The 13,576-nt window shown below is 54.1% G+C and carries 12 protein-coding genes; 6 read left to right on the top strand and 6 right to left on the bottom strand.

Annotated features, from left to right (window positions below; genetic code table 11):
* Positions 1–9 precede the first annotated feature (9 nt).
* Complete coding sequence (locus tag GOX61_RS16260; protein ID WP_170335391.1) at positions 10–1,410, top strand: hypothetical protein; 1,401 nt, start codon at positions 10–12, stop codon at positions 1,408–1,410.
* Positions 1,328–2,749 (top strand): ABC1 kinase family protein, encoded by a 1,422-nt coding sequence (locus GOX61_RS16255; RefSeq protein ID WP_170335389.1) that lies wholly within the window; start codon positions 1,328–1,330, stop codon positions 2,747–2,749. The genes GOX61_RS16260 and GOX61_RS16255 overlap by 83 nt, the downstream gene beginning before the upstream one ends.
* Before the next feature lie 945 nt (positions 2,750–3,694).
* On the opposite strand, the gene GOX61_RS16250 is transcribed toward GOX61_RS16255, so the two are convergent.
* On the bottom strand, positions 3,695–4,120 hold the full coding sequence (locus GOX61_RS16250; RefSeq protein ID WP_174825261.1) for a GFA family protein: 426 nt from the start codon (positions 4,118–4,120) through the stop codon (positions 3,695–3,697).
* Between the two features lie 369 nt (positions 4,121–4,489).
* On the opposite strand from GOX61_RS16250, the gene GOX61_RS16245 reads away from it, so the two are divergent.
* On the top strand, positions 4,490–5,182 hold the full coding sequence (locus tag GOX61_RS16245) for an MOSC domain-containing protein (RefSeq protein WP_170335387.1): 693 nt from the start codon (positions 4,490–4,492) through the stop codon (positions 5,180–5,182).
* A 579-nt stretch (positions 5,183–5,761) separates the two neighbouring features.
* Here the strand turns inward: GOX61_RS16245 and GOX61_RS16240 are convergent.
* Genes GOX61_RS16240 through GOX61_RS16220 form a run of 5 tightly spaced genes read right to left on the bottom strand, consistent with a single transcriptional unit; the run spans position 5,762 to position 10,327 of the window.
* The gene (locus tag GOX61_RS16240; protein WP_170335385.1) at positions 5,762–6,061 is read right to left on the bottom strand and encodes a DUF4387 family protein; all 300 of its coding nucleotides are present in this window, start codon (positions 6,059–6,061) and stop codon (positions 5,762–5,764) included.
* A complete protein-coding gene (locus GOX61_RS16235) occupies positions 6,058–7,407 on the bottom strand; it encodes an acyclic terpene utilization AtuA family protein (RefSeq protein ID WP_254436897.1) in 1,350 nt (449 codons plus the stop codon). Before GOX61_RS16235 ends, GOX61_RS16240 begins: the two co-directional genes overlap by 4 nt.
* The gene (locus GOX61_RS16230; RefSeq protein WP_155148172.1) at positions 7,407–8,912 is read right to left on the bottom strand and encodes a tripartite tricarboxylate transporter permease; all 1,506 of its coding nucleotides are present in this window, start codon (positions 8,910–8,912) and stop codon (positions 7,407–7,409) included. Before GOX61_RS16230 ends, GOX61_RS16235 begins: the two co-directional genes overlap by 1 nt.
* A 9-nt stretch (positions 8,913–8,921) precedes the next feature.
* The gene (locus GOX61_RS16225; protein WP_155148174.1) at positions 8,922–9,362 is read right to left on the bottom strand and encodes a tripartite tricarboxylate transporter TctB family protein; all 441 of its coding nucleotides are present in this window, start codon (positions 9,360–9,362) and stop codon (positions 8,922–8,924) included.
* Positions 9,362–10,327 (bottom strand): Bug family tripartite tricarboxylate transporter substrate binding protein, encoded by a 966-nt coding sequence (locus tag GOX61_RS16220; RefSeq protein WP_155148176.1) that lies wholly within the window; start codon positions 10,325–10,327, stop codon positions 9,362–9,364. The genes GOX61_RS16225 and GOX61_RS16220 overlap by 1 nt, the downstream gene beginning before the upstream one ends.
* Positions 10,328–10,424: 97 nt before the next feature.
* Here GOX61_RS16220 and GOX61_RS16215 point away from each other — a divergent pair, with 97 nt between their 5' ends.
* Genes GOX61_RS16215 through GOX61_RS16205 form a run of 3 tightly spaced genes read left to right on the top strand, consistent with a single transcriptional unit; the run spans position 10,425 to position 13,461 of the window.
* The gene (locus GOX61_RS16215; protein WP_170335383.1) at positions 10,425–11,090 is read left to right on the top strand and encodes a response regulator transcription factor; all 666 of its coding nucleotides are present in this window, start codon (positions 10,425–10,427) and stop codon (positions 11,088–11,090) included.
* Positions 11,087–12,457: a sensor histidine kinase gene (locus GOX61_RS16210; RefSeq protein WP_170335382.1), complete on the top strand. Its 1,371-nt coding sequence runs from the start codon at positions 11,087–11,089 to the stop codon at positions 12,455–12,457. The genes GOX61_RS16215 and GOX61_RS16210 overlap by 4 nt, the downstream gene beginning before the upstream one ends.
* Positions 12,430–13,461 carry an ABC transporter substrate-binding protein gene (locus GOX61_RS16205; protein ID WP_170335380.1) on the top strand — a complete coding sequence of 344 codons (1,032 nt, stop codon included), beginning with the start codon at positions 12,430–12,432 and terminating at the stop codon, positions 13,459–13,461. Before GOX61_RS16210 ends, GOX61_RS16205 begins: the two co-directional genes overlap by 28 nt.
* The last annotated feature ends 115 nt before the right edge of the window (positions 13,462–13,576 follow it).

Raw genomic sequence — 13,576 nt, 5'->3', positions numbered from 1 at the left:
GAGGAGACAATGACTAAACCAATTATTTCAGGACCCTATCGTACGTTTAGGGCGCTAAATGACTATGAAAGTTACGTTGAGTTTGAGGGATCAACCATAACAATTCCATTGCGAGCTCGCCGCTCGCCTAACGAAGAATGGATGTCTGATGAGATCAAGCTTCGCGCCTTCATGCGCCTAGAGGTTTACCCGCCCTATGTGAACAATCTGGGCACGCGAGAGTTTCAATTCACTATTCGGGACTGGGATCTCTATGGCAAAAGCCCGATGCTCAACCAGCTCTTCTATGGAGACCCTCGCGGTCGTCTTGTGACAGACAAGGAAACTGGCCTGTCTGATTATGTACCAGCTGCAATGACGTTTAGGGTTAGCCCGAACAATAGATTGAAAGTTGACCCAGACTCACCTCAGGAAGCCAGAGCACTCTTTGGTGACGATTCGGATATTGAACTACGCGACCTCAATAGCCACCATCTGCGCGTGTGGCATAGCGACCCCTCATCAGGCGAGCGTGCGCAGAAGTATAGCAATCCCCACAATAAGATTTATTGGGAAATTGTGTCAGCTGAGTCCTTGTCGAAGGAGGGGCTTTCAAACCTTCTTCCGGGCGGCTCAGAAGGAACCCTCTTCATTCTGTTTCACAAGAAGCATCCCAACATACCAGGCGATTCAGGAGAGTTTGATCTTAAGAACCCCGAAGATCGAGCAAGATACCTAGTCGCGTTCTCTGAATTCGAATCACAAGATGAGATCGAGGCACATGGCCGTAGCCTGAGTAGAACGCGCTCTCGGCTGTTAGGGCGGGGTCTGGGTTCGATGGTCACACAACTGAGAGGGAACTCGGTGATCTCCAGCTTTTCACGTTCAAAGCAGAGCTTAGACATACGGGTTCCAATAAATCCTGCGTTTACCGAAAAAGGAACTCTGCAAGAACGTGCAACCGAGCTGTTGAAAGAGTCCGACGCCGGGAAGATACGTGGAGAGATACAATTTGCTAGTCCCTCTCGCAGTCTTGGGACCGCAGACAGAGCGCCATTGCCCGGCGAACCTTTCGATTCAGCAGACTTTCCAGCCAGAATCACTTATGCCATCAACTACGATATTTTCGTCAATGATCAAAAGTTCGTGGAAGATCAGGCAGGGATAGCGATCGCAGTTGGAGCCGAGGAGATCCCACCGCGAGATGTGAAGGTTGCCTTTGAAAAACCGCAGGCGGGCCTAGTAGCAGACCGGTACCTCGAGTTTTCAGCAGGCTCATGTACTGGGATGATGGAAATTACGAAAGAAGAGTTTGAAGAAGGGATGAATTTCTCGAGGTATTGGAGAAATGTCCCACTTGCGCCTGATGCTTTGGAACTTCGAAGCAATGGCGGAATTTTCGAGGACTACAATCCCAAAAGAAACTACTGAAGCTGAGTTAGAGAACGCCCCATTGCGTAGCATGAAGCAAGCCATAAGAAAATCGTATGGCTGCCTTAGGGTAGCCATTCGTGCGGCATGGGTTCTCTCCTTCTTGTTGGCTGCCGTGTTTGCGGTGGCGATTATTCAAGTACTTGCAAAGTTGTTCGCAGGCAAAACGCGTTATCACGAGCTTAGTGGGCTCGTAATATCTCGTACCTGTGACTTTCTTGGTCCAACATTCATCAAGATCGGACAATCGATATCGTACAGGGAAGATATCTTCCCACAGGAATTCCTATCTCCATTCAAGCGGCTTTGCGACCAAGTTCGTCCAGAGTCATTCCGCAAGGCAGAGCAAACAATTATCGACTCCCTTGGCGTGACTAAGTACGAGTCCGTCTTTCAAGAGATTTCTCATGTTCCGGTCGGGGCGGGAAGCGTTGCGACGGTCTTTTCAGCCAAGGGATCTGATGGGAGAATGCTTGCGGTCAAAGTGATAAAAAGACACGCGGAAGAAAACATACGATGTGATCTAACAGTTGCTTCGTTTTTCATGAAGCTAGTTTCCTTTCACCCTTACTTTAAGACAGTGCCTGTTGCTGAATGTACGAGTTTCGTGTTCCGATCGATCTTAGATCAGGTGGACCTGAGAATTGAACATAAGAGGTTGGCTGCACTTGCAAATGATCATCGAGTGACCCGAAACATCGAAATCCCTAGGGTTTGGAGTGACCTTGTCTCGAAATCTGTCCTAGTTATGGAATTTGTGCAGTTTGCTCGACCCATCAATCACAATGACATTGGGCTTTCCTGTTATCGAGATGCGGCGGATAGGCTCCTTAGATCAATCTATGCCATGATCTTTGAAACGGGCTTGGTTCACTGTGATTTTCATCCCGGAAACATTCTCATAACGCCCAGCTGTAAGACCTATCTATTGGATGCTGGCCTAATGTCCGAACTGACTCCAAAGGAGCGCGAGCTTTTCACGGATTTTTTCCTTGGTCTAGCCTTTGGTGAAACTGATCGCATCGCAGACAGTATTCTGCGATCCAGCGTCGTTTCAACCGAAGGCCTCGATAGAGTTCATTTCCATGAGGAAATTAGGGGGTTTGTCAAGCGGCATAGCAAAAAGTTGGCGGGAGAATTTTCAGTTGCAAGAGTTGTTCTCGACGTCTTTGCTTTGCAAAAGAAGTTCGGTCTCAACTCTGGAACCAATTTTGTGTCGTGCATTTGGGCGCTTGCAATGTTTGAAGGTTTGGTTCGTCATAGAGTTCCGGATTTAGACTTCCAGGAGATATCTAAGGACTTTCTTGCAGTGTCGATTATCCGGGCTATCCGGGCTTGAACTGTTCCTAAACATCGCTGTCTTCTTGATGGAGGCATAACATAAGACAGATTCCGCAGCGGTGGTCGCCCCAAAACCGACAAATGCTTTATGGCAGCAATGTCCGCGCCTTGCCTGTTGGCTCGCCATGCGGCGAATGGTCAGTTTGGCTTCCGACGAAAGTTGAGCGGCTGAACGGCCGGTTAAGGGAATCTGCTGCGGCGCCGCGTACACGATGCTGCGCATGCACGGCATTCCTGCGTCAGCAGCGTGCGAAATCCTCAAGGTCCGGAGAGTCCCGCGCAGCTGGCTTTTAGGAATGTTTCGTCGAACGGCGGCTCGCCGGATTATTGATAAGGCGCTTCTATTCAGATTGTCGGTTCGGTCTCAAGAGCAACGGAGTGGGGACTTGCATTTTAAGGGGTGCGACGAGGCAATCGGTCGCTCCATAAAGAGAAGGTAGTTCATTACGAAATTTTTGGTCAGTTTACCGTGCCGCTGTGATATGAGTGCTCTGAAATAAAAGGGTTTTTCAAGTGCGGATAGGTAATGTCAGATGGAGCGCCACAATGTAGTTGTGGCGTTTCATGCGACATGACCTAAACGTTTCAATAGGTCATTTTGGCTGTTGATATGAGTAAACGGCCTCGGGTTTCTTCCGGGGCCGTTTGCAAATCTAACAAGGACAGACGAACGAGATGGCGCTGCGCTGAAAAAATTATCAGGCTTTGAGACGAGGGGTGGGAACCAGTCATTCGCGGCAAAGGGATCAAGGTCCGCTTTTTTTGTGCTAAGTTACACGATAGGTTTACCTACAATCCTAGTCTACCTGCCGTCGAATAGGCTTCTATTCTTTGCATGTGCGGCGCGTTGTAGACCGGGCAAACTGGACATTGGTCGTACTGACGACGAAAGGCGAGTGCGCGCAACAAAGCTGCCATTGGGAAAATCAGGTCGCTTCCCCATCTACTGATATCCGTCTGGGTCGTTTGGGGTGTGTAGCAATGTGCTTTCAAACGCGTCGAGATCATCAGTCATTTGCAGCCAAGGTAGCTTGCTTTGCTTGTTGACGTGAAAAGTCGGTTTGAAAACCTTCGGGTTTTCGAGCGACGCAGCGTAGAGGTGCATACCGCCCGGATAGTGATCGGCTTCAAATCCAATGGGTGATCCGCACGTTCCGCAAAAGTGCCTGAAAACGCCTTTGGAACTTTCATAAGTACGAGGTTTATCGCCGGTCCATTCAAAGGCCTCTATTGGCACACCGAACCACGCAACCACCGGCGCGGCACAATTCCGGCGGCAGTCATCGCAGTGGCAATAGCATGCCCATGTTTGATCACCCCGGTAGATCCAGCTTGTTTTTTTACACAGACAATACCCACGCGTCGCCATTCGATTTTCCTCCAAACCTCCGAAAATATAGGACGCAGGCGGTTTTTGAGATGGATATTTTGGGACGTTTCATCAGCAGAAAACGTCGGAATTTAAGGTCGATTTGGGTTCGACGCCGCTGTTGTCTGCGATGTGCCCTGACTGGTCGAAAGAGCCCAAAGCCGCCTTTGATCATGCTTCAGTCTTTCGCGATTGCAGCAAGTCGCGAACCGCAGATTCCGGACTTTCAGATCCGCTAGGTTACGGTCGACTGTGCGGGATGTCGCCGTCGTTGAAGCTTTGTTCTCAATGGTAGCTTTGCACGCTTTGCGACACCAGCTAACAACAGAAAGGATGAAAATCCGAATTTTTGCTTAAACAGGTGCGCGTATGATTGCGAAATTCCAAACGGTCGTGATTGATGGAGTGTTTTTAGGCAAGGTTCGAGAACGTTGGCAGGGCCGGCCGCCTTCCGCCATAGGCAAATCTACCGTCTATGGGCGGCAGAAGATTGATGAATTAGGTTTCACGGGCGATGCGCAAGCAGATTTAAAGCACCACGGCGGCCACGATAAAGCTATTCATCACTATGCAACAGATCATTATCCGCTCTGGATTGCGGAAGGAGAGATTCCCGACGGCACAATTCCAGCGGCGTTCGGCGAGAATATTGCGACCCGTGGCCTGACGGAAGATACCCTCTGCATAGGCGATATATTGAAGCTGGGAAGCGCCACCGTTCAGATCAGCCAGGGCCGCCAACCTTGTTGGAAAGTGTCCGAATATACCAATAACAAGCGCATGGCCTATCGGTTTCAAAAGACCGGCCGCACGGGTTGGTACTACCGGGTTTTGGATCACGGTGCGGCAGGTGCTGGCGACGAGGTGACAGTTTTGGAGCGCCCTCAACCTGATTGGACCGTAAAGCGAGTTACTGTGGCACGATTATCCAGACAGACCTCACAAGGCGAAGCGGAAACCCTGGCTTTGATGCCAGAACTGGCGGATGGATGGCGCCAAGCATTTGCGAAAATGGCATCGGGAAACCTGCTGGAAGATCAGAGCAAACGGCTGGAAGGATGAAAGACGGAGTGGGAGGAGTTGAACTATACACGCCAGCTGGCGGTCGCTCTCTCTCGTTGCGACGTGAAGCGAAGATGATCGGGATATTTGAGCGATAAGCCTCACATTCAATATCCGATTTCTGTACTTCCCCGCTATTTGCTCCACTTTCTGCATTGGTTACGTCGGGGTTCAGAGCGGACGTTTTGTGCAGGTATAGACGGGTAATCTAAGCTCTTTGCTAACCTCCATTAACCCTTTAGATTTTGCGAATGCAGCAAGTTGCGAACTGCGTATTCCGGGCGTTAGGACCGCGGCTCGCCAATTCTATTCAAGCGTCATACGGACTAAGCCGCTACCAAACAGTAGCAGCGGCTCAGCCCAACCAGTCTTGGGGTGACCCCGGACAGGCCGTTTGAGCCCTTACATGACTTTCGTCTATCAAGCCGCTTGGCTAGTGCGGCAATTGACGACCAGTCCAAAGTAGACCTTCGACTAGCGATCCGGATGCCGCGGCCGCAACCTACATCGCTGCCGTTTGAGGGCACGAGTATGGGGCTGGAAATCGCTCCACAAACAGAAGAGGGCGTTTTGTGGAGTTCAGATTTCAATCTGGCTAATAATCTGAGCAAATGATGCCCCGTGCATATCCCGGTCATATACGGTCCCCTGAATTGCGGGGCGGGGTATGCTGATCTTCACTACATTCAGATCAGCTATGTCGAAACGCTTCAGGGTATCGGCGTCAGATTGCAGACAGGATGCCACTACATCGGTGTCGAGACCGTTGCTGACACGCTGGAACACCTCAGGCAAACCACAGAAAACATCTATGGTCAGCCAGAACGGACCCGCGTTTTTGGACCGTACCTTGTAAACGATGTCTCCAAGCTTGCTCATCCGCCGATCTCCTCGACTTGAAGGCTGAATGCTTGCATCGGGTCGTCCAGTTCCAGAACGTGATTGATGCAGAATTCGTAGATTTTGCCTCGTGACATCTCTGCTGGTGAAAAGGGAAATGCGAAGGTTGGCATTTCTTCCTGTTCAGTCAGCGGGTGATGCAAAAGATATGGGTTCAGCATCTTGGCGACTTCGCGGCTCAGGGTCTCTGACTCTGCGGTTACAATGCCCAGAACTCCTACTTCAGTTCCTGCTACACCGTCGGGCTCCAACTCACCCAGTGTTGCGTTCTCCCCGATACGCCGAAGTTCGATAGTGAAATCTCCGTCCAGACGCTCTTTGGCCTTTGAGGTGCAACGCGATTGAATATCGTTACACCACTCTTGGATATGAGCAACGTATCGCGGGTCACGCACTAGCGCGAGAGAGACGGTCTGATAACCGGCCAGTTTCGCTCCCTCCAGCTTGACCGTGTAGTCGGGACTTTCGACCCAGATGCTGCCTTCGACCCTTACCTGACGGTCATCGAGTGCGTCGTATTTTGCTTTCGTCACATCGAGATAGCCGCCGGGTTCATGAAGGATGTAGGGGTCGGAGTTTTCATAGAGCATATGGGCGGAAACCGTGTGCGGCGTAGCACGTGCCTCGGCACCCATTGGTGTCACTGTAAATCCGGTCGTGTCGAACTCGATCAGGATGGTGCCTGAATTCGGGCTGGTTGTGGCCAGCGCACCGCATTCACCGATCTTGGCGCCGTGCCATGCGCCTCCGGCGTGGCAACCACGTGCCAATGGCAGCGCCGAAATGATCGCGGTGTCTGTCGTGCGACCGGCTATAACAATATCGGCCCCTGTGTCCAGAGCGGCCTGAACCTGCTCGGCCCCTGCAAGTGCCACAATGTTACTGCACGCGGCAAAGGTTTCCTCGTCAATTTCCGGCGCAGCGGGAAGGGCGCTGATCCGACCTTCGCGGAAGGCCTGTGCCATCTCTTGCGGGTTTTGCCCACTCTTGAGGATGGCCAGTTTAAGATGTTCGCCTGTCTCCGCTGCGATCTCGCGCGTGATATCGACCAGCCAATCTACTGCGTCATCTGCACCGCATGTCCCGGCAGTGCCAATGACCAGCGGTACGCCGGCCGTGGCCCGAGCCGCCATTAGCTCTCGCCATTCAGCCTTGGTGGACCCGCGCGAGTATTTCGACGTCCCCGTTCCAAGGTAGTGGGGTCCACTGTCAGTGGACCCCCCATCGATTGCAATGATATCAGGTTTCTGAGTGATGCCCCGAGCAAGTGCAGCCGGATCATAACCAAGCCCAAGCGCACCGCAGGGGATGAGAACCTTAACCATCAGTCGGTGATCCTTTGCGGTTTCTTCAGAACGTTGCGCAGGAACATCGGAGCAACGAAACCAAGCACGGCAACAACCCATAGCGTGATCGCGATGCCTGAGCTGAACAGATAGGTCCAGTCACCATCCGACAGCACCATGGCGCGGCGTAGGCTATCTTCCATATGACCACCCAGCAGGATGCCCAGAATGATCGGCACCGTAGGCACATCCAGCTTTCGCAGAATCCAGCCCAGCACACCAAAACCTACCATCAGCAACAGATCGAAATAGCTGCCGGACAGCGAGTAGATGCCTACAAAGCTGACCATGGTGACACCCGGCAGCAGAATCCAGGGCGGAACGCTCAGGATCTTTACGAAGATCTTCACCATAGGAACGTTCATCAACAACAGCACAAAGTTGGCAATCAACAGTGAGGCGATCAGCCCCCAGACCACTTCGGGCCGTTCTGTAAACAGGGTCGGACCTGGTGTGATGTTGAGTGTCATCAAAAGCGCCAGCAGAACAGCGGTGGTTCCGGACCCGGGAACGCCCAAGGTCAACATCGGAACCAGAGCGCCACCCGCAGCGGCGTTGTTCCCCGCCTCAGGTGCCGCAACACCTCTGGCAACGCCTGTTCCGAACTTGCCCTCTTCGCCGGCAACCGACTTTTCGGTCATGTAGGCAAGGAATGAGCCAAGCGAGGCACCTGCACCGGGCAAGATGCCGGCAATAAACCCGATCACCGACCCGCGAAGCTGGGTCATCTTGGTGGACCAGATTTCCTTCCACGGAACCGTAACCTTGTCGAGCTTCACGCCGATCGAGGTGTTTTTGCCATGGCTTTCGATAAAGAAGAACACCTCGGCAATGGCGAACAGACCAACGATGGCGACCAGAAAGTCGATGCCATCAAACAGGTGCATATTGCCAAAAGACAGGCGCGGCAGGCCCGAGTTGTTGTCCACTCCGATCATGGCGATGCCCAGACCAATGCACGACGCAATCGCCGCCTTGGCCTGATTGTTCGAGGCGATGCCGCCAAGAGTTGCGAAGGCCAGAAGGTATAGCGCAAAGTACTCTGCCGGTCCGAATTTGAAGGCGACTTGCGCCAGCATTGGGGCCAGCAGCATCAGGCCGATGGTCGACAGAAAAGCGCCGGTGAACGAAGCCACACCGGATATGACCAGCGCGTCGCCCGCCCGTCCGGCCTTGGCCATCGGATAACCATCCAGCGTCGTCATCAGCGCCGGTTCGTCGCCCGGAATGTTCAGCAGGATCGAACTGATCCGGCCGCCATACATGGCGCCATAGTAAACTGCGGTCATCAGCACCAGTGCACTGGTGGCATCCAGTCCCATCGAGAACGTAAGCGGGATCAGGATCGCGACGCCATTTGACGGACCAAGGCCCGGAAGCGCTCCGATAATGGTTCCGATGAAACAGCCGAAAACGGCCAGCATCAGGGTGAATGGGCTTAGGGCTATGCCAAAGCCCGTTGCGAGATTTGCAAAGAGATCCATGGGGTAACCTCAGCCGTGCATCACGGCAGGCAGGGCGACAAGGCCAAGGCCAAGCGCGAACTTGAATATTGCGAACAGTCCGACTGACAGACCGACACCGGCGATCGCTGCAGGGCCAATACGCGGGCTGATCTGATAGCTCAGGATCGCAGCCGTGATTGCTGTTGGCAGCAGAAAGCCCAGCGGTTTCAGTGCGTAGGCATAGCCGACTAGAACCGCGACGGCGATGGCCAGAGCCCCAAGGGTTTGCAACGCGGGCCACTCGGGGTCTTCATCCGGGCGTAGCGCCACCAGAATTCCACAAAAGGCGGCGATCGAGCCGACGAGGATCGGGAAAGTGCGAGGGCCGACAGGATCGGCCAAGAAGCTGGTCTGGATCTGAGTGGCGCTGGCAACATATGCCAGCGACACCAGGGTCACGACCGCTCCGAAGATGCGGTCAGATACCATTATTGAATTACCCCGATTTCCTTGGACAGGGTGTTGATCTCCGCAACCACGTCATTCACGTAGTTCTGGAAGTCGGCGCCGACCAGGGTAAACGGTGCAAGGCCGTTGGCAGCCATGGCTTCGCTCCATTCGGGGCTGTCAGCAACCTGCTGCAGGCGTTCGGCCCACATGTTAAAGGTCTCGTCGCTGACACCTTTGGGCACATACATGCCGCGCCAGTTTACGGCGACCACATCGATCCCCTGTTCCTTGGCTGTCGGAATGTCATCAAAGCCGGGCACGCGTTCTTCGGTCAGAACCGCTAGGGCGCGCACGTCGCCGGATTTCAAGAAGCCAACAATCTCGGACATATCGCCGGACATTGCCGCGGTAAATCCACCAACCGTCTGGGTGATCGCGTCTGCGCCCCCGTCCACACCGATGTATTTGATAGCCTGAACATCATCGACCCCAGAACGCTGCAGGATCATCAACGGCTTCAGATGGTCAAAGCCGCCGACGGCCGAACCACCTGCAAAGGCCAGCTCGCCCGGGTTGGCCTTGATCGCGTCAACCAGATCGTTCAGCGACTGATAGGGGCTGTCGTTGGCAACAACGATCACGCCCGGATCGGCGCCGATAGCTCCGACAAACCGAACCTGATCCGCAGTCATCCCAGCATAGGCATTCTGAGCCAGACGGGTGGTTGTGGCGGAAGAGGCCGCAACGATGAGATCATCGTCATCGTTCCGCTCAGATACGACATGGTTATAGGCCAGACCACCACCAGCACCGGCCATGTTGGTCACCTGGATTGGTTTATCGACTGCACCGATATCGTGCATGATCTTGCCAATCTGACGGCAGGTGAAGTCCCAGCCACCACCAGGGTTGGCCGGTGCGATGCATTCAGCGGCATGTCCAGCCGTGGCGCTCACACCCAAAAAGACGCTGGCAGCCAGCGCCTTGAACATACGATTTGTCATGTTTTCCTCCCGTTTGACACATCGATTTGTCTCGTTCATGCTCAATCGAAACGCTCAAACCTGACACCAACCTGTCATGCTTTAAAAAAGGTCGCCGATGCGGCTCCTTCTGATCGAGGACAATCTGAAACTGGCGCATGCCATCGCAGAGCGGCTGCATCTGGATGGTCATGCTGTCGATCATGCCAAGTCGCTGGATGATGCTTCAACATGCATTGCGGTTGCGGATTACGATCTGATTTTATTGGATATTATGCTGCCTGATGGTGACGGACGTGATTTTCTTGCCCAGCATCGCAAGGCCGCAAATCGAACCCCGGTCATCGTGATTACCGCGCGTTCGGCTGTGTCCGACCGGGTCGGATTGCTGGACCTCGGTGCCGACGACTACATCACAAAACCCTTCGATTTTTCCGAGCTTCAGGCCCGCTGCCGCGCCGTTCTTCGACGGCAGGGTGGCGTAGCGGTCAACCAACGAAGCTTTGAAAGCACCGTGCTTGATTCTACCGCCGGCGAGTTGCGGTTCGCGGGTAAATCTGTGGCTTTACGAAATCGAGAGCTTCGCCTGTTGGAGGTGTTCTTCAATGCCCCGGGTCAGGTATTTTCCAAGTCCTATCTGCTGGACCGGCTGTTTTCACTGTCTGACGAAGCCAGCGAGAATGCGATCGAAGTCTATGTGGGCCGATTGCGCAAGCGGTTGGAAGGTTCGGGTGCAACAATTGAAACGGTGCGGGGTCTTGGCTACCGGATTGTAGCTGCGTGAAGTTTCATGCCTCGATACGCCGCCGCCTGTTCTTTCAGCTTGCAGGTGTTGCTGCGCTGCTGTCGCTGACGTTCTTTTTTGTCGTCCGCGGTGTTGCCGAACGCGCGGCTGAGGGAACTCAGGATCAGGTTCTCGCAGCTTCGGCGATCGCGATGGCCGATAGCTTGCGGAACGAGGGTGGGGGCGTCACGCTGGATTTGCCCTACTCGTCACTCTCGATGCTGGGAACCGTGGGGCAGGATCGCGTGTTTTATCGCGTTGCCGTCTCGGGGCAAACGCTGACAGGATATGATGATCTTCCGGTTCCGACTGCCCTGCCACAACCGGGTGAGCCGGTGTTCGAAACCCTTATGTTTCGTGGGGATGAAATTCGTTCTGTAACCTTGTTGCGCCCCATGGGCAGTGAGGCGAACCGGGCGCAAGCGTTTGTAACCGTTGCGCAAACCCGGGAAGGTCTGGAGACGATTTCCCGGCGGATCACCACACTCGCGACTGGTATTGGTGCCGGTTTCTTTGTGCTGGCGACTGCACTCAGTTTATGGGCGGCGGGATCGGCTCTCGCGCCGATCAATCGTCTGACCGGGGCCGTTACCCGCAGGGGGCCCAAGGATTTGCGTCCGGTGACAGCCGAGACCCCGCGCGAACTGTTGCCGCTGGTCGAGGCGCTCAACAGCTTTATGGGGCGCCTGCGGGCCTCTCTTTTGCGTACCGAGGATTTTATCGCCGAGGCGGCACACCGGGTTCGTACGCCTCTTGCTACGGTGCGGGCGCAGGCAGAAGTCACGCATTTGAAGCTACGCAAACCGGAACACAAGCAAGCTATTCGCGAGATGATCCGAGCCATCGACGAAAGCGCGCGATCTGCCGGGCAGATGCTGGATCATGCCATGGTCACTTTTCGCGCTGACAGCCTTTTGCGAGAGGAACTGGACCTGAATGCAGTGGTCGAGGAGACTTGTGACAGGCTGGATCCGACCGCTGACCTGAAAGACATCGTCATCCATCGCGATTTGCCCGATCATGCGGTTTCGTTTCAGGGCGACCGTATTCTTTTGCAGGCGGCGGTGATGAATATTCTGGACAACGCTATCAAGTATTCTCCGGCAGACAGCGACATTACAGTTTCGGTGGTTGAGGGTGCAGAAACAAGTATTGCTGTGACCGACGAAGGGCGCGGGTTTGCAGATACCGATCTGTCGCGTCTGGTCAGTCGATATAAAAGAGGTGCCAATGTCGGGGATGTCGTCGGTTCGGGACTTGGTCTGACCATTGCCGCCGATGTCGCACAGGTACATGGTGGCAGACTTTCCATCAGTTCAAACAAGGAGGGTCCAGGCGCATGCGTATCGCTGCTGTTACCGCGCTGATCCTGTTGTGGGTGTCACGTGCAGTCCTCGCGTTTGAAGTTGAGGATCACATCACCTATCCCGCAGCCAATGAAGGGTCTGTTCTGCGGATCATCTCTACTGCGGATCGCGAAGCCTTCGAGCCCATCATAGCGGCCTTTCAGGCACAGCACCCGGGGGTGAAGGTCGAATATACGATCACCGGCACGACTAGCTTGATGCAGGCAATCGCCGAGGAAGAGGCAGTGTTTGACCTCGCTATCTCTTCGGCGATGGACCTTCAGACCAAACTCGCCAATGACGGTTTCGCTCAGAATTACGACGATGCCGAAACCGACCACCTGCCTGAATGGGCAAGCTGGAGAAACCAGATCTTTGCATTTACGCAAGAGCCCGCCGTTTTGGTCGTGTCAGACGCCTTTTTCCCGGATGGAGATGCCCCACGCAGTCGCGATCAGCTGATCGCGCTGTTGCGTGAGAACCCCGAGCTTTTTCAGGGGCGCATTGGTACATACGACGTGCGGCAATCGGGTTTCGGTTATCTGATGGCCACGCAGGACAGTCGTAACAGCGAGTCGTTCTGGCGGCTTATGGAGGTGATGGGCAGGCTGGATGCCAAGCTCTATTGCTGTTCCGGCGACATGATCCGGGATGTGGCAAACGGAGAGCTGGCATTGGCATATAACGTGCTGGGCAGCTATGCGAGTTCGCAGCAAAACGGCGTCGATGGCTTCCAAATCATCGAATTCGAAGACTATGTGAATGTCATGTTGCGGACTGCGCTGATCCCCGAGACTTCTCCGAACCCTGAAGACGCGAGCAAGTTCATCGATTTTTTACTGGTGTTCGGCCAAAACCCGGACCTCGTGCTTGCATCCGGTCTGCCCGCGATCAATCCATCAGTGCTTCACGAAAACACCGCACTACGTCCTATCCGATTTGGGCCCGGACTGCTGGTGTTTCTGGACAAGATCAGACGAGATAACTTTCTGAAAAACTGGGAAAGCTCCCTGTTTCAGGAATAACGGACTCTGCGAGAAGATGAATGTTCAGCCTAGGTGGACACAGGATTCTGAACTGTGGCGGGCCGGGATAGCAGGGCTTGGCATCTTCCGTTCGTTTGCCGCTTAGTCGGCAGAT

It is taken from the genome of Ruegeria arenilitoris, from assembly GCF_013030265.1.
GTDB classification, from domain to species: Bacteria; Pseudomonadota; Alphaproteobacteria; order Rhodobacterales; family Rhodobacteraceae; genus Ruegeria; species Ruegeria arenilitoris_E.
This window is presented reverse-complemented; position numbering and strand designations above follow the sequence as displayed.